Below are 26,514 nucleotides of genomic sequence, written 5' to 3' on the forward strand. Positions count from 1 at the left end.
CGGCCGGTCAGGCCGGCCAGGCGCCGCTGTCGAGGAACCGTTCGATCGTGGCCAGGTGCGGGGCCAGGTCCAGCCCCTGCGCGGCCACCCAGTGGTCGTCGTAGTAGGTGTGGGCGTACCTTCCGCCGGCGTCGCAGATCAGGGTGACCACCGAACCGGTCCGCCCGGCGGCGAGCATCTCGGCGATCAGCCCGAAGGCGCCCCAGAGGTTGGTGCCGGTGGAGCCGCCGACCCGGCGGCCGAGCACGGCCGAGCCGGCGCGCATGGCGGCCAGCGAGGCGGCGTCCGGGACCTGGGTCATCCGGTCCACCACCGAGGGCAGGAAGGACGCCTCGACGGTCGGCCGGCCGATCCCCTCGATCCGGGAGCCGCGACCGGTGCGTACCGACCAGTCGGCGGCCTGCCAGGCCGGGTAGAACGCCGAGTTCTCGGGGTCGACCACGCAGAGCTTGGTGCACAGCCGCCGGTAACGGGCGTACCGGCCGATGGTGGCGCTGGTGCCGCCGGTGCCGGCGCCCACCACGATCCAGGCCGGGATCGGGTGCCGCTCCAGCGAGAGCTGCGCGTAGATCGACTCGGCGATGTTGTTGTTGCCCCGCCAGTCGGTGGCCCGCTCGGCGTAGGTGAACTGGTCCATGTAGTGCCCGCCGCTGTCCTCGGCCAGCCAGCGCGCCTCGATCACCACCTTGGCCGGGTCCTCCACCAGGTGGCAGCGCCCGCCGTGGAACTCGATCTGGGCGATCTTCTCGGGTGAGGTGGAGGCGGGCATCACCGCCACGAACGGCAGCTCCAGCATCCGGGCGAAGTACGCCTCGGAGACCGCGGTGGAGCCGGAGGACGCCTCGATGATGGTGGTCTCCGGGCCGATCCAGCCGTTGCAGAGCCCGTAGAGGAAGAGCGAGCGGGCCAGCCGGTGCTTGAGCGAGCCGGTGGGGTGGACCGACTCGTCCTTGAGGTAGAGGTCGATCCCCCAGGCCCGGGGCAGCGGGAAGGGCAGCAGGTGGGTGTCGGCGGAGCGGTTCGCGTCCGCCTCGACCGTGGCGATCGCCTCGGTCACCCAGGTCCGGCTGGCCTCGTCACACCGGTCGAGATGAGTCACGCCGGCAACGTTACAAGTGAGCTCAGCTCCCGTCCGGCCCGACCCGGTGCCGCTGGCGGCGCTGCCCGGCCCGGCCGACGGCCCGGACCACCGGGGTCAGCGCGAGCGCCAGCCGCGGCAGCGCGTCCAGCAGCCGTACCTGTGCGCCGCGCCAGCGCGGCAGGCTGACCACCGGGCGAGGGTGGCGGGCCAGCCGGGCGGCCCGCGCCGCGACCCGCTGCGGGGTGAGCATCGCCCCGGTGAAGGAGGCCAGCGCGCCCGGGTCGTCGAGCCGGTCGTGCAGCATCGGCGTCCAGATCCCGTCCGGGCACAGGCACGACACGTGTACGTCGGTCAGGCCGGCCATCCGCAGGTCGGCCAGGGTGCCGAGGCTGAACGCCAGCAGGGCGTGCTTGCTGGCCGCGTAGACGGTCTCGCCGGGCGCGGCGATCAGCCCGGCGAGGGAGACGACGTTGAGCACGTGCCCGCGCCCCTGCGCGCGCATCACGGCCAGCGCGGCCAGGGTGCCGGTCATCGCGCCGAGCGCGTTCACCTCGACCACCCGACGCCGGGTCGCCGCGTCGTGCTCCCAGGACGGCCCGGTGACCAGGATGCCGGCGTTGTTGACCCAGAGCCCGAGCCCGCCGGCCGTCCCGCCAGCCGCCTCGGCGGCGACCTCGGCGCAGGCCGCCTCGTCGCGCACGTCCAGCGCCCGGGACCAGCCACCGAGCGGCGCGGCGGCGGTGGCGGCCGCGTCGGCGTCCAGGTCGGTCAGGAGGACGGCCCAGCCGTCGGCGTGCAGCGCGGCGGCGATGGCCCGGCCCAGCCCGCCGGCCGCACCGGTGACCACGGCGGCGCCGCGTACGGGGGTCGTCATCGGCGCAAGGTATCGCCGCCGGGCGGGCGACGCCAGAGCCGGACGGTCAGCTCCCGGGCGACCCGAGCGGCTGCGGGCGGTTCTCCCACTTGGTCGACAGGGCGATGCCGGTGCGGGTGGACGCCACGCCCGGGGTGCGGTTGAGCCGCACGATCAGCGCCTCCAGCTCGGCGATCGTGCCGACCCGCGCCTTCAGCAGGAAGGACTCGACGCCGGCCATGAAGTAGCAGGACTCGATCTCGGGCATCTGGCGGAACGCCTCCAGCACGTCGTCGGTGTCCCCGCCGGAGTCCTCGACGATGCCGATCAGCGCGGTCACGCCGAGCCCGACCGCCTCCGGCTCCACCTCCGCCCGGTACGCCCGGATCACGCCACCGGATTCCAGCTTGCCGACCCGCTCGTGCACGGCGGGGGCGGAGAGGCCGACCTGCCGGGCGAGTTCGGCGTACGACAGTCGGGCGTTGCCGCGCAGCAGGTCGACGAGGCTCAGGTCGATGGCGTCCACGGAAGGTGACCCTAGCTGTCCGGGCGTAACGTCGGACGGCCGGCACCCGTTGAACATGACAACACGTAACTATTTACGGACTCAGTGTGATGGAGGCCTGACCCGGGTAATATTTCCTAACTTCCCACTCAGTGCGTTTTTCGCGTTTGGCGGACAGGCCAGGTCGCTGGTGCTGTAATTGCCATACGTCCCTCATGACGGCTCTGGGCTCGCACCAGCCGGGGGCAGTGTGTTCAGCCGGGGGCTTCGTCGACGCGAGGAGGGGGCTGTGGACACTGGAGATCGCCTGCTGACACCGGGTGAGGTTGCCGCGTTGTTTCGGGTTGACCCGAAGACTGTGACGCGATGGGCGGCGGCCGGCCGGATCGGCAGCATCCGGACTCCAGGCGGGCATCGCCGGTTTCGGGAATCCGAGGTGCGGGCCCTGCTGGAAGGGGAGGGCATGCTGGACGAGGGGGAGGACATCGGCAAGCCGCGCAATGTCGGCCCCGCCGCCTCGACCGGACCGGGGCCGGCCAACGCCGGGATGTACTGAATGGTGCGAGACGGATCGCGGGCCGGCCGACAGGTCCGGTCCGCGCCCGTCTGAGGCGAGGTTCCGCTTCGCTACGACCGGTCGGCGGCCAACTGCCCCGACCACCGCCGGAACAACGTGTGCGACACGCCGAGCGCGTCCAGCACCTTGCCGGCCACGAAGTCGACCAGCTGCTGTGCGGTGGCCGAGGCCCCGGAGCCGTAGAAGCCCGGACTGGCCGGCAGCACCACCGCCCCGGCGTCGTGCAACGCGATCAGGTGTTCCAGGTGGCTGCGGGTCACCGGCGTCTCCCGGGGCACCACCACCACCGGCCGGCGCTCCTTGAGGTTGACCTCGGCCGCGCGCTGCAACAGGTCCTTGGAGAGCCCGATGGCGATGCCGGCGCAGGCCGCCGTGCTCGCCGGCACCACCGCCATCCCGCGTACCCGGTAGGAGCCGCTGCTGGGGCCGGCGGCGATGTCGCCGGCCGGCCAGTGCCGCACGTCGGCGTCGGCGAGGTCCCGACCCAGCCAGGCGGCCAGGTCCTCGGCCCAGTGGCCGTCCCGGAACGGGCGGCCGGTCTCGTCGAGCACGGTCAGCCGGGCGGCCCGGGAGACGATCAGGTCCACCGGCTCGCCGGCGTCGAGCAGCCCGTTGACGACCGCCGCCGCGTACGGGGTGCCGGACGCGCCGGAGACCCCGACCACCCATGGTTCGCGCATGTCGTCCAGCCTGCCTGGTCGCCGCCGCGCTCCGCCGGGCGGCCCCCCGACCGCTGCGCTGCGTGTCGCCGGGGCACCCCGCTGTGCGCCGGGACGGCGGGAGCGCGGCGGACCTGCCATGCTGCCGTCGGCGCCCACGCCGCACGGGAAGGGATCGAGCCATGGTCGAGGAGGTGCTCCGGTCGCTGCGGGCCGGGTGCCCGATCCCGCCCCGGCTCTCGCCGTACGCGGACCCGGTGCAGGAGTGGCTGCTGGACCGGCTGCGCCGACTGGGCGTACCGCTGGACGCCAGCGCCCGGGAGCGGCTGGACCGGGCCGGCTTCGCCCGGTACGCGGGCCGGCTCTACCCGGACGCCACCGAGCCGGACCTGCGTACCCTGGCCGCCCTGTTCACCTGGTTCTTCCTGGTCGACGACGCGTGCGACGGGCCGGACCGGCTCGCGCCGGAGCAGATCAGGGCGGTGCGGGCCGGGGCGGTGAGCCTGCTGCGGGACGGCCCACGCCGGCGGCACCCGGGGTTCGGCGGGCCGCTGCGCCGGCTGCTGGTCGACGCCTGGCGGGTGCCCCGGCGCCGGATGCCGGCCCGCTGGCGGCTGCGGTTCGCCGACGCGGTCGCCGACCACCTGGACGGCACCTGGCGGGAGTCGGTCGCCAAGGACCTCGGGCGGCGCCCCTCGGTGGCCGAGTACGTCCAGCTGCGCCGGGCGACGTCGGCGGCGTACGTCTCGTACCCGCTGATCGAGTTCGCCACCGGGCGGCCGTTGCCCGACCCGGTCTACCACCACCCGGCGCTGCGCCGGATCGGCGAGCTCGGCAACGACCTGCTCTCCTGGTACAACGACCTCGCCTCGCTGGAGCGGGACCGGGCCACCTCGGGCGGGCACAACCTGGTGCTCGCGGTGGCCGGCGAGCGCGGGGTGCCGCTGGACACCGCCGTGGAGCTGACCGCCGAGCGCTGGCGGGCGGCGATGGACCGCTTCGTCGCGCTCCGCGCCGACGTGCCGTCGTTCGGCCCCGCCCTCGACCCGGCCGTCACCACCCACCTCGACGGCGTCGCCAACGCCGTCCGCGGCACCGTCGACTGGACCCTGGAGAGCGCCCGCTACCCCACCCCCTGACCCCGCTTTTGTGGCCGCACTTACACCGAAAGAGTGGCCTCGGCGCGTGGAATGGCCACTCTTTCCGCGAAACTGCGCGAAATCTTGGCCGGGGTGGGGTCGGTCAGGGGTGGAGGTGGAGGCGGATGGTGAGGTCGAGCAGGGCGAAGAGGAAGAGGGCGATGCCGACGAAGCCGTTCGCGGTGAAGAACGCCCGGTTGACCTTGCTCAGGTCGGTGGGGCTGACCACCACGTGCTGGTAGCCGAAGGCGAGGGCGGTGAAAGCCAGGCCGATCCACCACAGCCAGCCGAAGCCGACCAGCGCGCCGAACCAGATGAACAGCGCGAAGGTGACCACGTGCGCGACGGTGGAGGCGTGCAGCGCGAAGCGCCGCCCGTACCGGGCGGGCACGCTGTGCACGCCGATCTCCCGGTCGATCTCGGAGTCCTGGCAGGCGTAGATCAGGTCGAAGCCGCCGATCCAGAGCCCCACCGCCGCGCCGAGCAGCCAGGCCGGCCAGGAGCCGTCCAGGGTGCCGGTGACCGCGAGCCAGGCGCCGACCGGGCCGACCGCCTGGGCGATCGCCAGGATGGCGTGCGGCCAGTTGGTGAACCGCTTGCCGTAGGGGTAGACGACCAGCGGGATCACCGCCAGCGGCGCGAGCACCAGGCAGAGCGGGTTGAGCAGCGCGGCGACGGCCAGGAAGACCACCAGCGCGACGGCCGCGCCGGTCCAGGCCGTGCGCACGCTCACCGCCCCGGTGACCAGCTCCCGGTTCGCGGTACGCGGGTTCCGGGCGTCGATCCGCCGGTCGAGGATGCGGTTGGCGGCCATCGCGAACGTCCGCGCCCCGACCATCGCCACGGTGATCAGCAGCAGGTCGAGCCAGCGCACCCGCCCGCCGTCGACCCGCATCGCGGTCAGCGCCGACAGGTACGCGAAGGGCAGCGCGAAGACGGAGTGCTCGATCGCGACCAGCTTGAGGAAGGACTTCACCCGGCCCGGGCGTTCGACGGGCTCCAGCACGGCCGTCATCAGATCCCGTACTCCTTCCAGCGCTTGTCGACCAGGGAGGCGACCTCCGGCGACATGGTCATCTCCTCCGGCCAGCCCCGGGTGTAGCCCTCGGCGGGCAGCTTGCGGGTCGCGTCGACGCCGGCCTTGCCGCCCCAGAACTGCTGGTACGACGAGTGGTCGAGGTGGTCCACCGGGCCCTCGGTGAGCAGCAGGTCCCGGGCGTAGTCGACGTTGCCGAAGGCGCGGAAGGCGACCTCGTTGTAGTCGTGCACGTCGCAGTCCTCGTCGACGATCACGATCAGCTTGGTCAGCGACATCAGGTGCGCGCCCCAGATCGCGTTCATCACCTTCTGCGCGTGCTTCGGGTAGCGCTTGCGGATCGACACGATCGCGCAGTTGTGGAACACCCCGGCGGCCGGCAGGTCGTAGTCGACGATGTCGGGGATCAGCAGCTTGAGCAGCGGCTGGAAGATCCGCTCGGTGGCCTTGCCCAGGCCGTGGTCCTCCTGCGGCGGCTTGGAGGTGACGATCGAGTGGTAGACCGGGTCGCGCTGCATGGTCATCGCCTCGATGTGCAGCACCGGAAACGGCTCGACCGGGGTGTAGAAGCCGGTGTGGTCGCCGAACGGCCCCTCGGGCAGCCGCTCGCCGGGCTCCAGGTAGCCCTCCAGCACGATCTGTGCGTGCGCGGGCACCTGCAACGGCACGGTGAGGCAGTCGACCATCTCGACCCGCTCGCCGCGCAGGAAGCCGGCGAACAGGTACTCGTCGATGTCGCCGGGGAGCGGCGCGCTCGCCGCGTAGCTGACCACCGGGTCGCAGCCAATGGCGACGGCCACCGGCAGCCGCTGCCCGAGCCGCTCGGCGACGGCGTGGTGCGCGGTGGAGTCCTTGTGGATCTGCCAGTGCATGCCCAGCGTGTTGCGGCTGTGCTGCTGGAGTCGGTAGAGCCCGAGGTTGCGCTTGCCGGTCTCCGGGTGCTTGGTGTGGGTCAGCCCGTAGTTGTGGAAGATCCCGCCGTCGCCGGGCCAGACCTGCAGGCCGGGCAGCCGGTTCAGGTCGACGTCGTCGCCGCGGTAGACCACCTGCTGACAGGGCGCGGTCTTCACCTTGCGCGGCGGCACCGACTTGAGCTGCAGGACCTTGCCCAGGCCCTCGCGGATGCCCGACCAGCCGACCGGCAGCTCCGGCTTGACCAGCGCGCCGATCCGGTCGCCGACCTCGTCCAGCGACTCGACGCCGAGCGCCATCGCCATCCGCTTCTCGGTGCCGAAGAGGTTGATCGCCAGCGGCATCTCGCCCCGGGTGGGCCGCTCGAAGAGCAGCGCCGGACCGCCCGCGCGGACGGTCCGGGTGACCACCTCGCTGATCTCCAGCGTGGGGTCGACCGGGACGCTCACCCGCCGCAGCTCACCCGCGCGCTCCAGCGCCGCGAGGAAGTCCTTGAGATCGGTGTACGGGAAGCCACGAGCCGCCATGCCGCCAGTCTCCCGCACCCCGGGACGCCCCGCCCACGCCGGGTCTCCCCCGGGCGGTGTGCGTCTCCCCACGGCTCCACCCGGCGGAGGGCCCACGCCGAGGCGTTCCGCCGGCATGGTCGGCGGCCGGCCGGGTAGTCGAGCCGCCGGTCGAGGCGGGGAGCGAGAATGGGCGACGGACGGGTTCCGGCGGGATTCACCGAGCAGCGGGCGCAGGTCGGCGACGTGACGATGAACTACGTGCGCGGCGGCAGCGGACCCACCCTGGTGCTGCTGCACGGCTATCCGCAGTGCTGGCGCATGTGGCGTCGCCTGCTGCCCGAGCTGAAGCGCTCCTACGAGGTGGTTGCGCCCGATCTGCGCGGCTTCGGCGACAGTGACGCCCCGCTCGACGGGTACGACAAGAAGACTCTCGCCGCCGACCTGCACAGGCTGCTGATGGGGCTCGGCCTGACCGGCGACGTCCGGCTGGTCGGCCACGACCTGGGCAGCATGGTCGCCTACGCCTACGCCGCGGCCCATCCCGACGAGGTGTCCCGGCTGGTGCTGACCGAGGCGCCGATCCCGGACGAGAGCATCTACGCGTTCCCCGCGCTCAGCACCGCCGGGCCGGGGGTGTGGAACTTCGGCTTCTTCAACGTCACGAACGGGCTGCCGGAGCAGCTGGTCGCCGGCCGCGAGGCCCTCTGGGTGGACCGCTTCACCGATTCGATCATGGTGAACAAGGGCAGCCTCGGGCCGGAGGACATCGAGGAGTACGCCGGGCACCTGCGCGAACCGGCCCACCTGCGGGCCAGCTTTGCGTACTTCCGTGCGTTCGGGCAGGACATCGCGGACAACGCGGCGTACCGGGCGACGAAGCTGCCCATGCCGGTGCTCGCCGTCGGCGCCCGGGCCAGCCTCGGCGAGCAGGTGGCCGACCAGGTCCGCCGGTACGCCGGCACAGTCACCGGCGAGGTGGTCGAGGACTGCGGCCACTGGCTCTTCGAGGAGCGACCGGCGGAGCTGGCTGCTCTGGTGCTGCCGTTCCTGCGGGACTGAGCCCACGGTCAGGCGGCCGGCTCCCAGGCGTAATTGGCCAGGGCGGGGTCGAGCGGGGCGTCGGTGAGCCGGTTGGCGAAGGTGGAGATCGTGTACGTGCCGACGCCGAGCACCACGTCGAGGGCGTGCCGGGGACGCCAGCCGGCGGCGAGGAACGCGTCCAGCTCGCCCTGGGGCACCGCGCCCCGGTGATCGAGGACGGCGACGGTGAACCGGCGCAGCGCCTCCAGCCTCGCCTCGGCCAGCGGCGCGCCGGCCCGCAGCGCGGCGGCCAGCGCCGGGTCGACGCCGTGCCGGGTGAGGGTGGCGGTGTGCATCGCCACGCAGAGGTGGCACTCGTTGCGGGTGGCGACGGTCAGCACCACGACCTCGCGCTCGACCGGGTCGAGGTCGGTGGCCTCGAAGGTGGCGTTGGCGGTGAGGAAGCCCTTGAGCAGCTCGGGCGACTCGGCCATCCGGGCGACGGCCTCGGGGAGGTGACCGAGCCTGCGCTGCACGCCGACCATGGTGGGGCGGGCGGCGGCGGGCGCGGTCTCGGCAGTGTGGGCGGTGAAGACGGACATGGCGGAACCCCTCGGGTACGATAGTCAACGTGGTTGACCAAATAGTAAACGAGGTTGTCGAACATGACAACGCCTGAGTCGGAGCGTCCCGGCTTCGTGCTGCCCCTGCTGCTGCTGGCCGGCTTCCGTACCCTCATCGACGACCTGCACGCCGAGCTGGCCAGGCAGGGACACCCGGACCTGCGGCCGCTGCACGGCTTCGTCCTCCAGGCCGTCGGCGTCGACGGCACCACCGCCGGCGAGCTGGGCCAGCGCCTCGGCGTCTCGAAGCAGGCGGCCGGCAAGACCGTCGACCGGCTGGTCGCCCTCGGCTACCTGGAACGCGCCGACGACCCCGCCGACGCCCGGCGCAAGCTGGTCCGGATGACCGAGCGGGGGGCCGACGGGCTGCGCCGCTCGGCGGTCGTCTTCGACGCGCTGCGCGAGCGCTGGGCCGCCACCCTCGGTGAGGAGCGGGTCAGCGCGATGGAGGACGACCTGCGCGCGATCGCCCAGCCCAACTTCTTCCGCCTCGACGTACCCGGCTGGTTCGGCGGCTGACCCGTCCACCCGTGATCGTCTGCGGTTCTCCGACGCCTCACTCGGCGTGTCGCGCCGGCAAACCGCAGACGATCATTGAATCGGCCTCCGTCAGCTGGCCGACGTGCCGGAGGTCGCCAACCAGGTCGCGCTCGGCGTGGACCGGCCGGGTCACTCCACCCCGGCGTAGGAGTGCAGGCCGGTGAAGAAGAAGTTCACCCCGAACAGGTTCATCAGCATGGTCAGGAAGCCGAGCACGGCGATCCAGGTGGCCACGTTGCGCTTCACGCTCGGGGTCGCCCGGGCGTGCAGGTAGCCGGCGTAGACCACCCAGGAGATGAACGCCCAGGTCTCCTTCGGGTCCCAGCCCCAGGCCCGGCCCCAGGCCGCCTCGGCCCAGATCGCGCCGGCGATCACCGCGAAGGTGAAGACCGGGAACGAGAAGGCGTGCAGCGCGAAGGTCAGCCGCTCCAGGCCGGCCGCCGCGGGCAGCCGCCGGGCCAGCGTGTACGGGAAGCTCCGCTTGCCCTGCTCGTACCCGTTGCGGATCAGGAACGCCACCGCCGGCACCACGCCCAGCAGGAAGATGCCCGAGCTGAACACGATCGTCGACACGTGGACGATGAACCAGTACGACTGCAGCGCCGGCATCAGCGGCACCACCTGGACGTAGAGCTTCAGCTCGGCGAAGGCGAGCAGCAGCACCATCACCAGGGTGAGGAAGAGTCCCAGCCGGCGCAGCGCGGGGCGCTTGACGAGCACCGCCAGCCAGGCGGCCGTGCCGATCCAGGTGACCGTCAGCACGAACTCGTACATGTTGCCCCAGGGCATCCGCTCGGCGGCGATGCCCCGGGTGACCAGCGCCCCGAGGTGCAGCGCGGCGGCCAGCACGGTGAGCCCGGCGGCGACCCGCCCGGCCAGCCGGGCCCGCTGCGCCGACCGGCTCCGCCGGGTCTCGGCGGCCACCGGGGCGGCGGGGGCGTCGACCGGGCCGCCGGTGGCGCCCACCCCGGCGCCGACCAGCTCACGGGCGGGGGCGGCCGACACCGCGCGGACGTTGCCCAGCGCGTACTCGACGGCGTGGCTGATCATCGCGACCAGGTACGCCAGGATCGCGAACGTCACCAGCTGGTCGGAGACTGCGGACATCACTCGACTCCTTCTCGCGCCCGCCCGTCGGGCCGCTCGTCGCCGCTGACCGCGGCCACCAGCTGCGCGAACTCGTCGGCGAACCCTGGATGCTCGGTGCGCGGCAGCCCACCGGCCTCCACCAAGCTACTACCGCTCGTCGGAGATCCACTGTCGGGGTCGGCGGGGGTCACCCGGAACCACACCCGCCGGCGCCGGGCGAAGAGCGAACCCATCAGCCCGCCCAGCAGCACCACGCAGGCGCCGAGCATCAGCGTCTGCCCGGGGGCGTACCGGACGGAGACCGTGATGTACGGCTCGGTGCCGACGAACTCCAGCGTGCTGCCGTCGTCCAGGGTCCACTTCTCGCCGACGGCCAGCTTCTTCTCGCCGACCTGCGTGAGCTTGCCGTTGTCGATCTGTCGCTGGTCGAGCTGGTAGACCGATCCCGGGATGCCGGCGTCCAGTCCGAGGTTGCCCCGGTAGGCGATCAGCAGCGCCGCCGGGTTCCGCTCCTCCGGCCAGACCGAGCGGTTGAACGGCCCCTCGTCCGGGGCGGTGGGCATGTAGATCCCGTCGAACGCGACCTGCTGGTCCGGAGCCCGCTTGCCGGTCTTCGGGTCGACGTTGGCGTCCGGGAAGACCGCGACACCCTCCTCGGTGACGTTGGCGTCGCCAGTCGTCAGGAAGGGGGTGGTGCTCGTCTGGCTGCGCCCGTACCGGTCGGTGTACTTCAGGATCGGGGCGTACCCGTGGCCGAGCAGGTAGACGTTGGCCGAGTCCAGCCGTAGCGGCGAGTTGACCGAGAACTGGGCGGTCCGGGTCGGCTCGCCGGGCACCCCGTCCACGGTCACCGTGGCCCGGTAGCGCGCCGGCTGCCCGTTCGGGAAGTACTTCGCCTCGAAGTCGTCGAGGGTGAGGCAGAACGGCGGCAGGTCGGCACTGTCCACCCGCGGGCCGAGCGACGACTCCGCGTACTGCTGGCGGGTGTTGCAGAAGGCGTTCTCCTCGCCGGCGACCAGCAGCTTGTTGCCGTGCCAGCCGTACCAGGAACCGAGCGCGACGCCGATCAGCACGGCGACCAGCGAGGTGTGGAAGAGCAGGTTGCCGGTCTCCTTGAGGTAGCCCTTCTCGGCGGAGACCTCGTTGCCGCGTACCTCGACCCGCCAGCGGCGCCGGCGCAGCACGGCGGCGATCGCCGCCGGGTCGGTGGGCGCGTGCGCCGGCAGCACCACGTGCTGCGGCAGCCGCTCCAGCCGCTTCGGCGCGGCCGGCGGCCGGGAGCGCAGCGCGCGCAGGTGGTCGCGCATCCGGGGCAGGATGCAGCCGACCAGCGAGGTGAACAGCAGCAGGTAGATCGCGGAGAACCAGACCGAGCCGAAGACCTCGAAGGCGCCGATCCGGTCGAGGTGCGGGGCCAGCTCCGGGTGCGCCCGGAAGTACTCGTTCACCTTCTCCGGGTTGACGCCGCGCTGCGGCAGCACCGAGCCGGGGATGGCGGCGACCGCGAGCAGGAAGAGCAGCACCAGGGCGGTACGCATGCTGGTGAGCTGCCGCCACGAGTTGCGCAGCAGGGCCAGCGCCGGGTTGGGCCGCCGCCGGGGCGCCTCGGCCGGTGGGGTGGCCGGCCGGTCCTCCACGGTCGTCATCAGATGCTCACCTCGCCCACGCCCACGGTCGTCTGCAACCAGATCACGAAGTTCTGCCAACCGCCGGTGACCAGCGCCAGGCCGATCAGAATCAGCAGGACGCCACCGATGCGGGTGACCCAGCGGCTGTTGCGCCGCACGGCGCGGAAGACCCCGAGCAGGCGGTGGAAGCCCAGCCCGAAGACGACGAACGGTATCCCCAGGCCGAGGCAGTAGGCCACGGCCAGCACCACGGCCCGGTCGGTCTTGCCGGCCGCCGTGGCCATGCCGAGCACTGCGCCCAGCGTCGGGCCGGTGCAGGGCAGCCAGCTCAGCGCGAAGACCGCGCCGAGGACCGGGGCCCCGAGCAGCCCGGCGGCGGGCAGCCGATGGATGCGGAACTCGCGCTGCATGCCGGGCACCACGCCCAGGTAGCTCAGCCCGAGCAGCACCACCAGCGCGCCGATGACGATCTCCAGCGTCCGCTCGTGGTCGAAGAAGACCCGGCCGAAGCTGGCGAAGAGGATCGCGGTGGCGGTGAAGACGACGGTGAAGCCGGCGATGAAGAGCAGCGTCCCGGCGAGTACCCGCCCCTTCACCGCGGCCGCCGGCCGGGCGGTCACGGGCGTCGCGACGGCCACCCCGCCGCCGGCCGCGCCCGCGGCACCGGGGGCCGCGCCGCCGGCCAAGGGCTCCTCGGCGCGCGCCTTCCCCTCCAGGTCGGCGCCGGCGAGCCCGGTCACGTACGACAGGTAGCCGGGCATCAGCGGCAGCACGCACGGGGACAGGAAGCTGACCAGCCCGGCGAGCGCCGCCGCCCCGATCGCCAGCAGCAGCGGACCCGACTCGGCGACCTGGCGGAACGTCTCGCCCATCAGCGGGAACCGGCGGCCGGCTGCTCGGCCGCGATCCGCTCGACGATCGGTTGCAGGCCGTCCTGCTTGACGGCCGCCCGGATCACGGTGGCGACCCGGCCGTCTCGGTCGAGCACGACGGTGGCCGGGACGGTGTTCGGCGGGATCTCCAGGGCGAGCGCCAGCCGGCTCGCCGGGTCGAACAGGCTCGGGTAGGTGACCCGGCCCTCCTCGAAGGCGACCGCCTTGTCCCGGCTGTCCTGCACGTTGATGCCGAGGAAGGTCACCCCGGCGGCCTTCGTGGCCTGGTAGGTGGCCTCCAGGTCGTCGGCCTCGGCCCGACAGGGCGCGCACCACGAGCCCCAGAAGTTGAGCACCACCACCTGGCCACGGGCCTCGGCGACGTCGTACCGGCCGCCGCTGAGCAGCTCACCGGCGATCTTCGGGGCGGCCGAGCGCTGGTCCGGCGCGCACGCGACGATGCCGCCGTCGTTGGCGCAGCGGCTCTCCCCGTTCTCGGCGGAGCAGCCGACCAGCGCCGCCCCGGCGGTGACGGCGGCGAGCAGGACGGCGATCGGCCTCCGGGAACGCATCAGGCCCCCTTGGCCGTCCGGGCTGTCGTCGACATCGCGATCAGGTGCGCGGCGGGCTCGCTGTAGCCGATCCCGGTGACCTTCGCGCCGTCGAAGTGGAACGAGGTGAGGCTGGCCAGGCCGCACTGCCGGCGGCGCGGGTCGTGCCAGAGCCGCTTGCGCTCGACGTGGCGGCGCAGCGTCCAGATCGGCAGCTGGTGGGAGACCAGGACGGCCTCGCGCCCCTCGGCGGCGACCCGGGCGGCGTGCAGCGCGGCGAACATCCGCTCGGCGATGACCCGGTACGCCTCGCCCCAGGAGGGGGTGACCGGGTCGCGTAGCACCCACCAGTTGCGCGGGTCGCGGAACGAGCCGTCGCCCGGCGAGACCTTCTTGCCCTCGAACCAGTTGGCGCTCTCGATCAGCCGCTCGTCGACCCCGACCGGGAGCCCGAACTGGGCGGCGATCGGCTCTGCGGTCTGCTGGGCGCGCTCCAGCGGGCTCGCCACCACGTGCACGATCTCCCGCTCGGCGAGCGCCTGCGCCGCCGCCTTCGCCATCTGGATGCCCAACTCCGACAGGCGGAAGCCGGGCAGCCGCCCGTACAGGATCTGGTCCGGGTTGTGCACCTCGCCGTGCCGCAGCACGTGGACAACCGTTGCGCTCACGTTCCCTACCCCCCGTGGCCCGCCGCTGCCGCCGCGTTCGCCGCCGTCGGCAGCGCGGCCGCGATCTGCTCCAGTGCGGCGTCGTCGATCGCCGCCGAGACGAACCACGACTCGAACGCGCTCGGCGGCAGGTAGACGCCGGCGGCGAGCATCGCGTGGAAGAACGCCTTGAAGGCGGGCACCTGCTGGGTGCGGGCGCTGTCGTAGTCGCGCACCTCGGCGTCGGTGAAGAAGATCGAGAACATGTTGCCCGCGGACGACAGACGGTGCGGGACCCCGGCGGCGGCCAGCGCGTCGGCGGCGAGCCGGCCCACGGCGGCGGCGGTCTGGTCGAGCCGGCGGTAGAGCGCGTCGTCGGCGAGCCGCAGGGTGGCCAGGCCGGCGGCGCAGGCCAGCGGGTTACCGGAGAGCGTGCCGGCCTGGTAGACCGGGCCGGCGGGGGCCAGTCGGTCCATGATCTCGGTGCGCCCACCGAACGCGGCGGCGGGCAGTCCGCCGCCCATCACCTTCCCGTACGTCCACAGGTCGGCGTCGGACGGATCGAGCCCGTGCCAGCCGGCGCGGGAGACCCGGAACCCGGTCATCACCTCGTCGACGATGAGCAGCGCGCCCTCGGCGTGGGCGATCGCGGCGAGCCGCTGGTTGAAGCCGTCGCGCGGGGCGACCACGCCCATGTTGCCAGCGGCGGCCTCGGTGATCACCGCGGCGATGTGCCGGCCCTCGTCGGCGAAGACCTTCTCCACCGCCGTGATGTCGTTGTACGGCAGCACGATGGTGTCGCCCGCCGCCGCGCCGGTGACGCCGGGCGAGTCGGGCAGGCCGAGGGTGGCCACGCCGGAGCCGGCGGCGGCGAGCAGCCCGTCGGAGTGACCGTGGTAGCAGCCGGAGAACTTGATGATCTTCGAACGGCCGGTGAAGCCCCGGGCCAGCCGGATCGCCGACATGGTGGCCTCGGTGCCGGAGTTGACCAGGCGGACCTGCTCGACCGGGGTGCGGTCGACGATCTCCGCGGCCAACTCGACCTCGCCGGGCGTCGGCGTGCCGAAGCTGGTGCCCTTGCCGGCGGCCTCCCGGATGGCCTCGACCACCTCGGGGTGGGCGTGACCGAGGATCAGCGGGCCCCAGGAGCAGACCAGGTCGACGTAGCGCCGGCCGTCGGCGTCGTAGAGCCAGGGGCCCTCCCCCCGGACCATGAAGCGCGGGGTGCCACCGACGGCCCGGAAGGCGCGTACGGGCGAGTTCACCCCGCCCGGCACGATGGCCTTGGCGCGGTCGAACAGGGCCTCGGAGGCCGGCGCGTCGGCCGGGTAGCGGCCGGATCCGGCGGAAAATATGTCGGTCACGATGTCGCCATTGTGTCAGCGCCGAACGGCCAATCGGCAGCCACCCCGGGGCGGGGTTACCAGACTCACCCCGCTGCGCGCGCCCGGCGGCCGAAGAGGTCTCACCGGGCCGGGGCGTCGAGATCGCGATAGGCTGACCGGGTGGATCGTGCCGAACTGTCCATCACGGTACACCGGACGGGCGATGAAGTGGTGCTTCGCCTGGCCGGTGAGATCGACATGCTCACGGCCGGCCAGCTGTCGACCGTCGTCAACGAGGTGCTCGCCGACCCTCCGCCGCGGATCGTGCTCGACCTGGGCGGCGTCACGTTCTGCGACTCCCAGGGACTCGGCACCCTGGTCGTGCTCAGCCGCAAGGCCAGCCACGCACGGACCCTGCTGGTACTCAGCAACGTCGGTGACTTCCTGCTCCGCGTCCTGGACATCACCGGGCTGCGCTCCGCCCTGATGATCCGCAACGAGACCGCCCCCTGACCGACGCCGCGACCGTGCGGTGGACGGCTCAACCGCCGCCCACCTCACGGCCGGATCAGACGGTGGGGACGTCGCGGCGGCGGAAGCCGGTCAGGCCCGTCCCGGTCAGCAGGACGGCCAGGGCGGTGAGGGCCAGCAGCGGGGTGGCGGTCCACGAGCCGCCGAGCACCTGCGGGGTGTGGGTGAACGGGGAGACGTCCAGCAGCCACTGGCTCAGCTCCAGCACCGCGCCGAGCTGACCGAGCAGCACGCAGACCACGAGCACCCCCCAGGCCACCGGGGCGAACCGGGGCAGCAGTCCGTAGAGCAGCACCGCCAGGCCGGCCAGCACCCAGGCCGCCGGCACCTGCGCCAGGCCCGCGCCGAGCATCCGAGGCAGCTGGCCCGGCACGTCACCCACGCTCAGCCCGTAGGTGAGCCCGGTGGCGAGCCCGGCGACGGCCAGCACCACCACCGGCCCGACCAGGGCGAAGAACAGGTGCGAGGCGAGCCAGCGGGACCGGTGCACCCCGGTGGCCAGCAGCGGCTCCGCCCGTCCGGCCGCCTCCTCGGTCCGCATCCGCAGCGCCGCCGCGATGCCGTAGCCGGCGGCGGCCAGGCCGACGAAGGCGAGTGTGCTGCCCAGGTACGCCTCGGCGAGCGCGGACGAACCACCCAACCGGGCCATGATCTCCTCCAGCTGGGCGTTGCCCTCGACCGACCTGCCGGCCGCTTCCGCCGCGCCACCGAGGATCAGCCCGAGCAACCCGAAACCGACCGACCAGCCGAGCAGCGCGCCCCGGTGCAGTCGCCAGGCCAGCCCGAACGGCCCGGACAACCCACGTCCGGCGTGCGCCGGCCCGAGCCGGGGCGGCAGCAGCCCGGCGCCCAGGTCGCGGCGCACCGACAGCGGGTACGCGAGCGCGCCGAGCAGCACGGTCAGCGCGACGGGCAGCGCCAGCACCCACCAGCGCTCGCCCTCGTACGCCCGGATGCGCGGGGCCCAGCCCAGGGGCGAGAGCCAGCTCGGCCAGTCCCGCTCCACGGTGTCACCGGCGAGCCGGAGCGCGAAGGCCAGGCCGAGCACCCCGACGGCGATCCCCCGCGCGCCGCCGGCCGTCTCGGTGAGCTGAGCGGCGAGCCCACCCACGGTGGCGAAGACGACCCCGACCAGCGCGGTCGACAGCCCGTAGCCGAGCGAGCCGGCCGCCGGCAGCCCGGTGGCGGCCAGGCCGGCCGCGGTGAGCAGGCCGAGCAGCAGGTTCGCCGCGTAGCTGACGGTCAGCGCGGCGGTCAGGCCGGCGTACCGGCCGAGCACGGTGGCGCCGAGCAGTTCGCGGCGGCCGGCCTCCTCCTCGGTGCGGGTGTGCCGAATGACGGTGAGCAGGCTGACCAGCCCGACGATCAGGGTGAGGAAGCCGCCCCGCTGGGCGGTGAGCGCGCCGACGCTGTCGCCGTACACCGGGCCGAGCAGGGCGACGATCGAGGGGTTCGTCGCGGTGCCGGTGGCGTACGCGGCCCGGTCGGCGGCGGACGGGAAGAGCTCGAAGAAGCTCGTCGCGTACGTCATCGGCAGCACCGCCAGCACCAGCACCCAGAGCGGCAGGAGGACGCGGTCCCGGCGCAGGATCAGCCGGATGAGGTGCCGGGTGCCGGTCAGGGTGCTCATCGGTTCGCCCCGGCCGACTCGTCGGCCGTCGTCCCGTAGTGCCGCAGGAACAGCTCCTCCAGCGTCGGCGGCTGGCTGACCAGGCTCCGTACGCCCAGCTCAGCCAGCCGGCGCAGCGCGGCGTCCAAGGCCCGGTTGTCCACGTCGAAGCGCACCCGGCTGCCCTCCACCCGCAGGTCGTGCACGCCGGGGAGGTCCGCCAGGCCGTCCAGCGGGGCGGAGATCTCGGCGTCGATGGCGGTGCGGTGCAGGTGGCGCAGCTCGGTCAGCGTCCCGGTCTCCACGTTCCGCCCGTTGCGGATGATGGTGACCCGGTCGCAGAGCGCCTCCACCTCGGCGAGGATGTGGCTGGAGAGCAGCACCGTCCGGCCGTCCCGCTTGGCCCGGCGCACCCACTGCTGGAAGACCTCCTCCATCAGCGGGTCCAGCCCGGAGGTCGGCTCGTCGAGGATGAGCAGCTCGACGTCGGAGGCCAGCGCGGCGACCAGGCCGACCTTCTGCCGGTTGCCCTTGGAGTAGGCCCGGCCCTTCTTGCGCGGGTCCAGCTCGAAGGACTCCAGCAGCTCGGCGCGGCGCTTCGGGTCGAGCCCGCCGCGCATCCGGCCGAGCAGATCGATCACCTCGCCGCCGGAGAGGTTGGGCCAGAGGGTCACGTCGCCGGGGACGTACGCCAGCCGGCGGTGCAGCGCGACCGCGTCGCGCCACGGGTCGCCGCCGAGGAGTCGGACGGCCCCCGCGTCCGCCCGCAGGAGGCCGAGCAGCACCCGGATGGTGGTGGACTTGCCGGAGCCGTTGGGCCCGAGGAAGCCGTGCACCTCTCCGGCGCGGACGCTGAGGTCGAGGCCGTCGAGCGCCCGGATCCGACCGTAGGTCTTGACCAGGCCGGTCACCGCGATGGGAGTTTCCATACATCAGAAGCTACACTCGTTTCACAAATTCGTGAAGACTGTGAGACCTGAGGCATAGTCGATGTCCCACCCGTAGTGAGGAGCGCCCACCGATGACCGACGACCGCCGTGCCGCCCCGGACGCCGAGGAGGTCCACCTCTTCGTCGAACGGATGGCGATGGCCTTCGCCGAGGTGGGGTTCCCCCGGATGGCCGCCCGGGTGTTGTTCACGGTGATGAGCGCCGACGACCCACTGACCGCCGGCGAGATCGGCGAGCGGCTGGGGGTGAGCGCGGCGGCCGTCTCCGGCGCCGTCCGCTACCTCACCCAGTTCGGCATGCTGCTGCGGGAGCCGGTGCCCCGCTCCCGGCGGGACCGCTACCGGGTGCCGGACAACCCCTGGTACGAGGCCACCATCACCAAGACCGGCATCTACAAGAACTTCATCGACGTCGCGACCGCCGGGGTCGACGCCCTGCACGGCCCGGGCACCCCGGGCGGCGAGCGGGTCGCCGAGATGCGCGACTTCTTCGTCTTCGTCCAGGAGGAGATCGACTCCCTCGGCGAACGCTGGCGCGCCCGCCGCGCCGCCACCGGCCACCCCCCGCGCCCCAACTGACCGCACATACCGAGAAAGAGTGGCCATTCGCGCGGGAATGGCCACTCTTTCCGAGAAAGTGCGCGGATCTTCGGGGGTCAGGCGGTGTTGCCCCAGCGGGCCTGTTCCAGGATCTCCACCGCGCGGTCGCGGGTTCCCAGGTCGTCGTTGGCGCGCAGCAGCGAGGACGCCTCGTCCACCGCGTCGGTGAGCACCCGCCACTGGGCGTCCCGCTCCCGCACCAGGTCGGACTGCGCGGCGAGCTGCCGGGTCTTCACCCACAGCTCCACGAAGACCGACACCTTGGCCCGAAGCACCCACGGGTCGAAGGGCTTGGTGAGGTAGTCGACCGCGCCAACCGCGTAGCCGCGCAGGGCGAGCTGCGCGTCCTTGTCGGCGGCGGTGAGGAAGATGATCGGCACGTGCCGGGTCCGCTCGCGCCGCTTGATGTGGCTGGCGGTCTCGAACCCGTCCATGTCCGGCATCTGCGCGTCCAGCAGGATCACCGCGAAGTCGTCCACCAGCAACTGCTTCAGCGCCGCCTCACCGCTCTCCACGGCGACCGACTGCACCGGGAGGCCCTGGAGAATGGCCTCCAGGGCCATCAGGTTCTCCCGCCGGTCGTCCACCAGCAGCGCCTTGGCTGTCTGCGTCACGAACTCTCCTCGCCTCGGCTGCCGCTGATCCACGACGCCATCCGCTCGATCAACTCGTCCAGGTCGACCGGTTTGGTGATGTAGTCACTACCCCCGGCCGCCAGTGCCGACTCCCGGTCCCCCGGCATCGCCTTCGCCGTCAGGAAGACGATCGGCAGGTCCGCGAAGCGGTGGTTGCGGCGGATCTGCCGGGTGGTCTCGTATCCGTCCTGATCCGGCATCATCGCATCCATCAACACGATGTCCACCTCCGGATGCTCGGCCAGCAGGCGAACACCGTCCGCCCCGTTGTCCGAGTACAACACGGCCATGCCGTGCAACTCCAACGCGGAGGTCAGCGCGAACACGTTCCGTACGTCGTCGTCGACGATCAGCACCGTGGCGCCGTCGAGCTGCCGGGTGGCCGGGGCCTCCGCCGGCTGGGGCAGCAGCTCCATCGGCGGCATCAGCAACGACGAGGGCAGGCCCGCGCGCTGCGGCGACGGGGCCTGCGGCGCCACCACCGCGTCCGGCGCCAGCACGTCGGGTACGAAGAGGGTGAACGTCGAGCCCTGACCGGGCGCCGAGGTGACGGTGATCGTGCCGCCCAGCAGGCGGGCCAGGTCGCGGCTGATCGACAGCCCCAGCCCCGTGCCGCCGTAGCGGCGGCTGGTGGTGCCGTCGGCCTGCTGGAACGCCTCGAAGATCAGCGACAGCTTGTCGTCCGAGACCCCGATGCCGGTGTCGATCACGGTGAACGCGATCACCTGCCGGGCGTTGGTGAGCGCCGGCACGTCGAAGACCGCGTTCTCCGGCGCCGGCGCGATCCGCAACGTCACCGCGCCGTTGTCGGTGAACTTGATCGCGTTGGAGAGCAGGTTGCGCAGGACCTGCTGCAACCGCTGGGCGTCGGTGACCAGCGCCGGCGGCAGCTCCTTGGCCACCCGTACCTGGAAGTCCAGGCCCTTCTCCTCGGCCTGCGGGGCGAACGCCTGCTCGACGTACCCGCGGATCTCGTCGAACCGGATCTCGGTCGGCTGGACGTCCATCCGGCCGGCCTCGATCTTGGACAGGTCCAGGATGTCGTCGATCAGGGAGAGCAGGTCGGAGCCGGCGCTGTGGATAGTGCGGGCGAACTCGATCTGCTTGCGGCTGAGGTTCTGCTCCGAGTTCTCGGCCAGCAGCCGGGCCAGCAGCAGCAGCGAGTTCAGCGGCGTCCGCAGCTCGTGGCTCATGTTGGCCAGGAACTCCGACTTGTACGCCGAGGCCCGGGTGAGCTGCTGCGCCTTCTCCTCCAGGCCGAGCCGGGCCAGCTCGATCTCCCGGTTCTTGGTCTCGATGTTGCCCTTCTGCTCGGAGAGCAGCTTGGCCTTGTCCTCCAGCTCGGCGTTGGTGCGCTGCAACTCGGCCGACTGGTCCTGCAGCTCCAGGGCCAGTCGCTGCGACTGCGCCAGCAGCTCCTCGGTCCGCCGGTTGGCCTGGATGGTGTTGACCGCGATGCCGGTGGTCAGCACCAGCCGCTCCAGGAAGGCCAGGTGCAGGTCGGAGAAGCGGGCCACGCTGGCGAACTCGATCACGCCGAGCAGCTCGCCCTCGAAGAGGACCGGGAGCACGACCAGATCGGCCGGGGGCGTCTCGGCCAACCCGGAGCGCAGGGTGAGCCGCCCGTCGGGCAGCGCGTTGACCCGGATCGTGCGGCGGGACAACGCCGCCTGGCCGACCAGCCCCTCCCCGGGGCCGAAGGTCACGTCGTGGCCGCGCGCCACGTAGCCGTACGAGGCGGTCAGCCGTAGCCGCATCACGCCGTCGGAGGTGTCCGCCAGGAAGAACGCGCCCAGTTGCGCGTCGACCAGCGGGGTCACCTCCATCATGATCATGCGGCAGACCTCGCCGAGGTCCCGCTGTCCCTGGAGCAGGCCACCGATCCGGGCCAGGTTGGAGTCGAGCCAGCCCTGCTCGGCGTTCTTCTTGGTCGTCTCCCGGAGGGTGACGATCATCTGGTTGATGTTGTCCTTCAGCTCGGCGACCTCGCCCTGCGCCTTGACCGCGATCCGCTGGGTCAGGTCGCCGCGGGTCACCGAGGTGGACACCTGGGCGATCGCCCGCAGCTGAGTGGTGAGCGTCGAGGCGAGCTGGTTGACGTTCTCGGTCAGGTCGCGCCAGGTGCCGGAGACGCCCTTCACCTGGGCCTGACCGCCGAGCTTGCCCTCGATGCCGACCTCGCGGGCGACCCGGGTCACCTCGTCGGCGAACGAGGAGAGCTGGTCCACCATCGTGTTCACCGTGGACTTCAGCTCCAGGATCTCGCCCTGCGCGTCCACCGTGATCTTCTGCGACAGGTCACCCTTCGCCACCGCCGTGGTGACCGAGGCGATGTTGCGCACCTGCGACGTCAGGTTCGACGCCATCGAGTTCACGTTGTCGGTCAGGTCCCGCCACGTACCCGAGACGCCCTTGACCTGGGCCTGACCACCCAGCTTGCCCTCGGTACCCACCTCGCGGGCCACCCGGGTCACCTCGTCGGCGAACGACGACAGCTGGTCGACCATCGTGTTCACCGTCGACTTCAGCTCCAGGATCTCGCCCTGCGCGTCGACGGTGATCTTCTGCGACAGGTCACCCTTGGCGACGGCGGTGGAGACCTGGGCGATGTTGCGCACCTGGGCGGTCAGGTTCGACGCCATCGAGTTCACGTTGTCGGTCAGGTCCCGCCAGGTGCCGGCCACGCCGCGAACCTGGGCCTGGCCACCCAGTTTGCCCTCGGTACCCACCTCGCGGGCCACCCGGGTCACCTCGTCGGCGAACGACGACAGCTGGTCGACCATCGTGTTCACCGTCGACTTCAGCTCCAGGATCTCGCCCCGGGCGTCCACCGTGATCTTCTGCGACAGGTCACCCTTCGCCACCGCCGTGGTGACCGAGGCGATGTTGCGCACCTGCGACGTCAGGTTCGACGCCATCGAGTTCACGTTGTCGGTCAGGTCCCGCCACGTACCCGAGACGCCCTTGACCTGGGCCTGACCACCCAGCTTGCCCTCGGTACCCACCTCGCGGGCCACCCGGGTCACCTCGTCGGCGAACGAGGAGAGCTGGTCCACCATCGTGTTTACGGTGTTCTTCAGCTCCAGGATCTCGCCCTGCGCGTCGACGGTGATCTTCTGGCTCAGGTCACCCTTCGCGACCGCCGTGGAGACCTGCGAGATGTTGCGGACCTGGCTGGTCAGGTTGCCGGCGAGCTGGTTGACGTTCTCGGTGAGGTCCCGCCAGGTGCCGGAGACCCCACGCACCTGGGCCTGGCCACCCAGTTTGCCCTCGATGCCCACCTCGCGGGCCACCCGGGTCACCTCGTCGGCGAACGACGACAGCTGGTCCACCATCGTGTTGACGGTGTCCTTCAGCTCCAAGATCTCGCCCTGCGCTGCCACGGTGATCTTCTGCGACAGGTCACCCCGGGCCACCGCCGTGGAAACCTGGGCGATGTTGCGCACCTGGGCGGTCAGGTTCGACGCCATCGAGTTGACGCTGTCGGTCAGGTCCTTCCAGGTGCCGGCGACGTTCGGCACCTCCGCCTGACCGCCGAGATTGCCCTCGGTGCCCACCTCGCGGGCCACCCGGGTGACCTGCTCGGCGAAGAGCCGCAGGGTGTCGGTGAGGGAGTTCATCGTGTCGGCCAGCTCGGCCACCTCGCCGCGCGCCCCGACGGTGATCTTCTGGGACAGGTCGCCCTTGGCCACCGCCGTCGCCACCTGGGAGATCGACCGCACCTGGCCGGTCAGGTTCGACGCCATGGTGTTCACCGAGTCGGTGAGGTCCTTCCAGGTGCCGGCCACGCCCCGGACGTCGGCCTGGCCGCCGAGCTTGCCCTCGGTGCCCACCTCGCGGGCCACCCGGGTCACCTCGTTGGAGAAGGACGAGAGCTGGTCGACCATCGTGTTGACCGTGCGGCCGATGCGCAGGTACTCACCGCGCAGCGGGCGACCGTCGATCTCCAGCGCCATGTGCTGGGAGAGGTCGCCGTCGGCCACCGCCACGATCACCCGGGCGATCTCGGTGGTCGGCCGGCCCAGGTCGTCGATCAGCGAGTTGATCGCCCGCTGCCCCTCCGCCCAGGAACCGTCGAACCCCTCCTCGTCGAGGCGTTCGGTGAGCCGGCCGTCCCGGCCGACGATCCGGCTGATCCGGCGCAGGTCCAGGTGCTGCCGCTCCTGGATCGACACCACGTCGTTGAAGGCGTCCGCGACCTCACCGGCCGCACCCGCCCGCCGGGGCAGCCGGACCTTGAAGTCGCCGCCCCGCACCCGGCGCAGCGCCTCCGCCAGCTCGACGAGAAGCGCCGCGTGCTCGGAAGCGGACGGATCCGCGGTCACCGACTGTTTCGCGCTCATCATTCCTCGCTCAGCTCGGGGCCACCGGCGCTTGCCGACACGCCGACATCCCATCATTGTGCCTGCGCGGGTGTCGATGCCACGGACGTGAAGTGCGCCGGGCGCCCGGTGTGGCGACGTCCGTGTCGCGCCGTCCGGCTTGGCACCCGGCCGGGAGCGATGGAGGATACGAGGGTGTCAGCGGAGACGGGGCCCGCGTCGGACGGGGGCCGGGACGAGCACGTCCGGCGCGTCCGGCTGCCCGCCGACCGGCGTACGCCCGCCGCCGCCCGGGCGCTGGTCCGCTCGGTGCTGGCCGAGGCCGACCTCGACGACCTGCTCAACGAGGCGCTGCTGCTGACCACCGAACTCTCCACCAACGCGGTGGAGCACGCCCGCACCGAACTGGACATCGAGGTCGTCACCGACCCGGTCGGGCTCACCGTGACCGTCTCCGACTTCGCCACCGGCCCGGTGGACGAGCTGGTGGTCGGCATCCGCAGCGACACCGAGAACATCGACGAGGTCTCCGAGCGGGGCCGGGGGCTGCTGCTCGTCGACCACTTCGCCAGCCGCTGGGGGACGACGTACCTGCCCACCGGCAAGGGGGTCTGGTTCCGGCTGGACCGCCCCGGCGCCGCCCCGGCCGGCCCGGTGGCGCTGGAGCACGTCCCCGCGAACGGCGGGGAGGGCACCGTGGCGGCGAGTTCCGCGCCGAGCGCCGCCGCGATGAGCGAGCTGACCCAGACCAGCCCCGACCCGAACGCCGACGACCCGCTGCCCGACTTCGCCGCCGACCTGCTCACCCGGGTCGCCGAGATGGTGGGCGCGGCCGGCGGCGTGATCCGGCTGGACCGGGGCGACGGGCAGGGCACCCAGCCGCTGGCCCGGTACGGCCGCCAGCCCCGCCCGGGCAACGAGCTGCTCCAGGTGCCATTGGCGGTGCACCGCCCGTACGCCGGGGAGCTGGAGCTGGACGCGGCCCCCTCGGCGTACGCGCGACCGCTCGCCGTGCTCGCCGCCGAACGGCTGTCGCTGCACCTGGAGAACGACCGGCTGCGCCGGACGGACATCCGCCGGCAGGCGTGGCTGACCTTCCTCGCCGAGGCGAGCGAGCTGCTCGCCCAGTCGCTGGACGTCGAGCTGACCATGGCGCTGATCCCGCAGCTGGTGGTGCCCCGGCTCGGTCAGTGGTGCGCCGTACACACCACCGACGAGTGGGGCCGGCTGCGGCTGGCCGCCTCCAGCCACGCCGACGAGGCGATGCTGCCCCAGCTGCACAAGGTGCTCCAGGAGATCGGCCCGGAGTCGGTCCAGGCCCGGCTGCGGGAGGCGTCCCGCAGCGCCGCGCAGGTGCCGCTCGGCCCCCCGATGGAGGGCTTCGCCGTGCCGTTGATCGCCCGCGGCCAGCGGCTGGGCACCCTGGCGGTGGGCCGGCACCTGCGGCACCGGCACGACCCCGACGAGATCGCCGTGCTGGAGGACGTGGCCCGCCGAGCCGCCCTCGCCATCGAGAACGCCCGGATCCACGCCGAGCGGCGCCGGGTGGCCCAGACGCTGCAGCAGTCGCTGCTCCCGCCGGTGCTGCCGGTGGTCGAGGGGATCGGCTTCGCCGCCGAGTACGTCCCGACCGGCGACGACGCCGAGGTCGGCGGCGACTTCTACGACGTGCTGCCGCTGCCCGACGGGCGCTGGCTGGTGGTGATCGGCGACGTCTCCGGCAAGGGCGTGCAGGCGGCGGCGGTCACCGGGCTGGTCCGGGACGTGATCCGGGTGCTGGTCGGCGACGGCAAGCCGCTGCCCGAGGTGCTGGCCCGGCTGAACGAGACGCTGGTGGAGCGCGGCGGCGGTCGCTACTGCACCCTCGCGCTCGCCGCCGTCGGGCCGGGCCGGTACGGGCAGCTCGACGTCTCGCTGCACCTGGCCGGCCACGACCGCCCGGTGCTGCTGCGCGGCACCGGGGGCGCCTCCTTCGTCGGCACCGGCGGCACCGCGCTGGGCCTGATCGACGCGATCACCACGCCGACGGCGGAGATCCCCCTCGCGGCCGGCGACTCGCTGGTGTTCTACACCGACGGGGTGACCGAGCGGCGGCGCGGCCGGGAACTGTTCGGCGTCGACCGGCTGCGGGACGCGGCCGCCCCGCTGGCCGGGTACTCGGCCGACGTGGTCGCCGCCCGGCTGCGCGCCACCGCGATCAACTTCTCGGTGGAGACGCCCCGGGACGACATCGCCATCCTGGTGCTCCGCAACGACGCCCTCTGAGCCCTGACCGCCGGGCCGTGTAGATCAACGGCGCGGG

At 72.5% G+C, this 26,514-nt stretch carries 24 protein-coding genes; 7 read left to right on the forward strand and 17 right to left on the reverse strand.

Annotated features, from left to right (window positions below; genetic code table 11):
- Positions 1-7 precede the first annotated feature (7 nt).
- From V6U89_RS12725 to V6U89_RS12735, 3 genes are read right to left on the reverse strand one after another with little or no spacing between them, the layout of a single operon-like run.
- Complete coding sequence (locus V6U89_RS12725) at positions 8-1,099, reverse strand: PLP-dependent cysteine synthase family protein (protein ID WP_334571138.1); 1,092 nt, start codon at positions 1,097-1,099, stop codon at positions 8-10.
- Between the two features lie 22 nt (positions 1,100-1,121).
- Positions 1,122-1,955 carry an SDR family NAD(P)-dependent oxidoreductase gene (locus V6U89_RS12730; RefSeq protein ID WP_334571139.1) on the reverse strand — a complete coding sequence of 278 codons (834 nt, stop codon included), beginning with the start codon at positions 1,953-1,955 and terminating at the stop codon, positions 1,122-1,124.
- Positions 1,956-2,001: 46 nt separating this feature from the next.
- Complete coding sequence (locus V6U89_RS12735) at positions 2,002-2,460, reverse strand: Lrp/AsnC family transcriptional regulator (protein WP_154940430.1); 459 nt, start codon at positions 2,458-2,460, stop codon at positions 2,002-2,004.
- A 268-nt stretch (positions 2,461-2,728) separates the two neighbouring features.
- On the opposite strand from V6U89_RS12735, the gene V6U89_RS12740 reads away from it, so the two are divergent.
- Positions 2,729-2,995, forward strand: coding sequence for a BldC family transcriptional regulator (locus tag V6U89_RS12740; RefSeq protein ID WP_088959312.1), 267 nt, complete (start codon positions 2,729-2,731; stop codon positions 2,993-2,995).
- Positions 2,996-3,066: 71 nt separating this feature from the next.
- On the opposite strand, the gene V6U89_RS12745 is transcribed toward V6U89_RS12740, so the two are convergent.
- Positions 3,067-3,696: a UbiX family flavin prenyltransferase gene (locus V6U89_RS12745; protein ID WP_334571140.1), complete on the reverse strand. Its 630-nt coding sequence runs from the start codon at positions 3,694-3,696 to the stop codon at positions 3,067-3,069.
- Positions 3,697-3,857: 161 nt separating this feature from the next.
- Here V6U89_RS12745 and V6U89_RS12750 point away from each other — a divergent pair, with 161 nt between their 5' ends.
- On the forward strand, positions 3,858-4,814 hold the full coding sequence (locus V6U89_RS12750) for a terpene synthase family protein (protein WP_334571141.1): 957 nt from the start codon (positions 3,858-3,860) through the stop codon (positions 4,812-4,814).
- A 103-nt stretch (positions 4,815-4,917) separates the two neighbouring features.
- Here V6U89_RS12750 and mqnP read toward each other — a convergent pair whose 3' ends face one another.
- Positions 4,918-5,829, reverse strand: coding sequence for a menaquinone biosynthesis prenyltransferase MqnP (gene mqnP / locus V6U89_RS12755; RefSeq protein WP_334571143.1), 912 nt, complete (start codon positions 5,827-5,829; stop codon positions 4,918-4,920).
- Positions 5,829-7,289 (reverse strand): menaquinone biosynthesis decarboxylase, encoded by a 1,461-nt coding sequence (locus tag V6U89_RS12760; RefSeq protein WP_334571144.1) that lies wholly within the window; start codon positions 7,287-7,289, stop codon positions 5,829-5,831. The genes mqnP and V6U89_RS12760 overlap by 1 nt, the downstream gene beginning before the upstream one ends.
- A 168-nt stretch (positions 7,290-7,457) precedes the next feature.
- On the opposite strand from V6U89_RS12760, the gene V6U89_RS12765 reads away from it, so the two are divergent.
- Complete coding sequence (locus V6U89_RS12765) at positions 7,458-8,330, forward strand: alpha/beta fold hydrolase (RefSeq protein ID WP_334571146.1); 873 nt, start codon at positions 7,458-7,460, stop codon at positions 8,328-8,330.
- An 8-nt stretch (positions 8,331-8,338) separates the two neighbouring features.
- Here the strand turns inward: V6U89_RS12765 and V6U89_RS12770 are convergent, their stop codons facing one another.
- Positions 8,339-8,893: a carboxymuconolactone decarboxylase family protein gene (locus tag V6U89_RS12770; RefSeq protein ID WP_334571147.1), complete on the reverse strand. Its 555-nt coding sequence runs from the start codon at positions 8,891-8,893 to the stop codon at positions 8,339-8,341.
- Positions 8,894-8,956: 63 nt separating this feature from the next.
- On the opposite strand from V6U89_RS12770, the gene V6U89_RS12775 reads away from it, so the two are divergent.
- Positions 8,957-9,433, forward strand: coding sequence for a MarR family winged helix-turn-helix transcriptional regulator (locus V6U89_RS12775; protein WP_334571149.1), 477 nt, complete (start codon positions 8,957-8,959; stop codon positions 9,431-9,433).
- Positions 9,434-9,583: 150 nt separating this feature from the next.
- Here the strand turns inward: V6U89_RS12775 and ccsB are convergent, their stop codons facing one another.
- The 6 genes from ccsB to hemL are packed head-to-tail and all read right to left on the reverse strand — an operon-like array spanning position 9,584 to position 15,605.
- Positions 9,584-10,561: a c-type cytochrome biogenesis protein CcsB gene (gene ccsB, locus V6U89_RS12780; protein ID WP_334571150.1), complete on the reverse strand. Its 978-nt coding sequence runs from the start codon at positions 10,559-10,561 to the stop codon at positions 9,584-9,586.
- A complete protein-coding gene (gene resB / locus V6U89_RS12785) occupies positions 10,561-12,189 on the reverse strand; it encodes a cytochrome c biogenesis protein ResB (protein ID WP_334571151.1) in 1,629 nt (542 codons plus the stop codon). The genes ccsB and resB overlap by 1 nt, the downstream gene beginning before the upstream one ends.
- A complete protein-coding gene (locus V6U89_RS12790) occupies positions 12,189-13,043 on the reverse strand; it encodes a cytochrome c biogenesis CcdA family protein (RefSeq protein WP_334571153.1) in 855 nt (284 codons plus the stop codon). The genes resB and V6U89_RS12790 overlap by 1 nt, the downstream gene beginning before the upstream one ends.
- Positions 13,043-13,615: a TlpA family protein disulfide reductase gene (locus V6U89_RS12795; RefSeq protein WP_334571154.1), complete on the reverse strand. Its 573-nt coding sequence runs from the start codon at positions 13,613-13,615 to the stop codon at positions 13,043-13,045. The genes V6U89_RS12790 and V6U89_RS12795 overlap by 1 nt, the downstream gene beginning before the upstream one ends.
- On the reverse strand, positions 13,615-14,262 hold the full coding sequence (locus V6U89_RS12800; RefSeq protein ID WP_334571156.1) for a histidine phosphatase family protein: 648 nt from the start codon (positions 14,260-14,262) through the stop codon (positions 13,615-13,617). Before V6U89_RS12800 ends, V6U89_RS12795 begins: the two co-directional genes overlap by 1 nt.
- 5 nt (positions 14,263-14,267) lie before the next feature.
- Positions 14,268-15,605, reverse strand: coding sequence for a glutamate-1-semialdehyde 2,1-aminomutase (hemL, locus tag V6U89_RS12805; protein WP_334571157.1), 1,338 nt, complete (start codon positions 15,603-15,605; stop codon positions 14,268-14,270).
- Positions 15,606-15,746: 141 nt separating this feature from the next.
- Between hemL and V6U89_RS12810 the strand changes: the two genes are divergently transcribed.
- Complete coding sequence (locus V6U89_RS12810) at positions 15,747-16,079, forward strand: STAS domain-containing protein (RefSeq protein WP_154940461.1); 333 nt, start codon at positions 15,747-15,749, stop codon at positions 16,077-16,079.
- 55 nt (positions 16,080-16,134) lie between these two features.
- On the opposite strand, the gene V6U89_RS12815 is transcribed toward V6U89_RS12810, so the two are convergent.
- Together V6U89_RS12815 and V6U89_RS12820 are read right to left on the reverse strand one after the other, a co-directional pair.
- A complete protein-coding gene (locus V6U89_RS12815; RefSeq protein ID WP_334571158.1) occupies positions 16,135-17,727 on the reverse strand; it encodes an ABC transporter permease in 1,593 nt (530 codons plus the stop codon).
- Positions 17,724-18,635: an ABC transporter ATP-binding protein gene (locus V6U89_RS12820; RefSeq protein WP_334571159.1), complete on the reverse strand. Its 912-nt coding sequence runs from the start codon at positions 18,633-18,635 to the stop codon at positions 17,724-17,726. Before V6U89_RS12820 ends, V6U89_RS12815 begins: the two co-directional genes overlap by 4 nt.
- A 92-nt stretch (positions 18,636-18,727) precedes the next feature.
- On the opposite strand from V6U89_RS12820, the gene V6U89_RS12825 reads away from it, so the two are divergent.
- On the forward strand, positions 18,728-19,234 hold the full coding sequence (locus tag V6U89_RS12825) for a GbsR/MarR family transcriptional regulator (protein WP_334571161.1): 507 nt from the start codon (positions 18,728-18,730) through the stop codon (positions 19,232-19,234).
- A gap of 77 nt (positions 19,235-19,311) precedes the next feature.
- Here V6U89_RS12825 and V6U89_RS12830 read toward each other — a convergent pair whose 3' ends face one another.
- Positions 19,312-19,869, reverse strand: a complete 558-nt coding sequence (locus tag V6U89_RS12830; protein ID WP_334571162.1) for a response regulator — start codon at positions 19,867-19,869, stop codon at positions 19,312-19,314.
- Complete coding sequence (locus tag V6U89_RS12835; protein WP_334571163.1) at positions 19,866-24,236, reverse strand: HAMP domain-containing protein; 4,371 nt, start codon at positions 24,234-24,236, stop codon at positions 19,866-19,868. The genes V6U89_RS12830 and V6U89_RS12835 overlap by 4 nt, the downstream gene beginning before the upstream one ends.
- A 156-nt stretch (positions 24,237-24,392) precedes the next feature.
- Between V6U89_RS12835 and V6U89_RS12840 the strand changes: the two genes are divergently transcribed.
- Positions 24,393-26,477 carry a SpoIIE family protein phosphatase gene (locus tag V6U89_RS12840; protein WP_334571164.1) on the forward strand — a complete coding sequence of 695 codons (2,085 nt, stop codon included), beginning with the start codon at positions 24,393-24,395 and terminating at the stop codon, positions 26,475-26,477.
- The last annotated feature ends 37 nt before the right edge of the window (positions 26,478-26,514 follow it).

Origin of the sequence: Micromonospora sp. CPCC 206171 (assembly GCF_036906755.1) — a bacterium.
Lineage (GTDB): Bacteria > Actinomycetota > Actinomycetes > Mycobacteriales > Micromonosporaceae > Micromonospora > Micromonospora purpureochromogenes.

Excerpts from the sequence above, each read along its gene's own strand:
- V6U89_RS12745 (WP_334571140.1), bottom strand. The coding sequence starts at position 3,696 with ATGCGCGAACCATGGGTGGTCGGGGTCTCCGGCGCGTCCGGCACCCCG.
- V6U89_RS12750 (WP_334571141.1), top strand. The coding sequence starts at position 3,858 with ATGGTCGAGGAGGTGCTCCGGTCGCTGCGGGCCGGGTGCCCGATCCCG.
- V6U89_RS12775 (WP_334571149.1), top strand. The coding sequence starts at position 8,957 with ATGACAACGCCTGAGTCGGAGCGTCCCGGCTTCGTGCTGCCCCTGCTG.
- resB (WP_334571151.1), bottom strand. The coding sequence starts at position 12,189 with ATGACGACCGTGGAGGACCGGCCGGCCACCCCACCGGCCGAGGCGCCC.
- V6U89_RS12815 (WP_334571158.1), bottom strand. The coding sequence starts at position 17,727 with ATGAGCACCCTGACCGGCACCCGGCACCTCATCCGGCTGATCCTGCGC.
- V6U89_RS12825 (WP_334571161.1), top strand. The coding sequence starts at position 18,728 with ATGACCGACGACCGCCGTGCCGCCCCGGACGCCGAGGAGGTCCACCTC.
- V6U89_RS12795 (WP_334571154.1), bottom strand. The coding sequence starts at position 13,615 with ATGCGTTCCCGGAGGCCGATCGCCGTCCTGCTCGCCGCCGTCACCGCC.
- V6U89_RS12730 (WP_334571139.1), bottom strand. The coding sequence starts at position 1,955 with ATGACGACCCCCGTACGCGGCGCCGCCGTGGTCACCGGTGCGGCCGGC.
- V6U89_RS12820 (WP_334571159.1), bottom strand. The coding sequence starts at position 18,635 with ATGGAAACTCCCATCGCGGTGACCGGCCTGGTCAAGACCTACGGTCGG.
- V6U89_RS12770 (WP_334571147.1), bottom strand. The coding sequence starts at position 8,893 with ATGTCCGTCTTCACCGCCCACACTGCCGAGACCGCGCCCGCCGCCGCC.
- ccsB (WP_334571150.1), bottom strand. The coding sequence starts at position 10,561 with ATGTCCGCAGTCTCCGACCAGCTGGTGACGTTCGCGATCCTGGCGTAC.
- V6U89_RS12760 (WP_334571144.1), bottom strand. The coding sequence starts at position 7,289 with ATGGCGGCTCGTGGCTTCCCGTACACCGATCTCAAGGACTTCCTCGCG.
- mqnP (WP_334571143.1), bottom strand. The coding sequence starts at position 5,829 with ATGACGGCCGTGCTGGAGCCCGTCGAACGCCCGGGCCGGGTGAAGTCC.
- V6U89_RS12840 (WP_334571164.1), top strand. The coding sequence starts at position 24,393 with ATGGAGGATACGAGGGTGTCAGCGGAGACGGGGCCCGCGTCGGACGGG.
- V6U89_RS12790 (WP_334571153.1), bottom strand. The coding sequence starts at position 13,043 with ATGGGCGAGACGTTCCGCCAGGTCGCCGAGTCGGGTCCGCTGCTGCTG.
- V6U89_RS12765 (WP_334571146.1), top strand. The coding sequence starts at position 7,458 with ATGGGCGACGGACGGGTTCCGGCGGGATTCACCGAGCAGCGGGCGCAG.
- V6U89_RS12835 (WP_334571163.1), bottom strand. The coding sequence starts at position 24,236 with ATGATGAGCGCGAAACAGTCGGTGACCGCGGATCCGTCCGCTTCCGAG.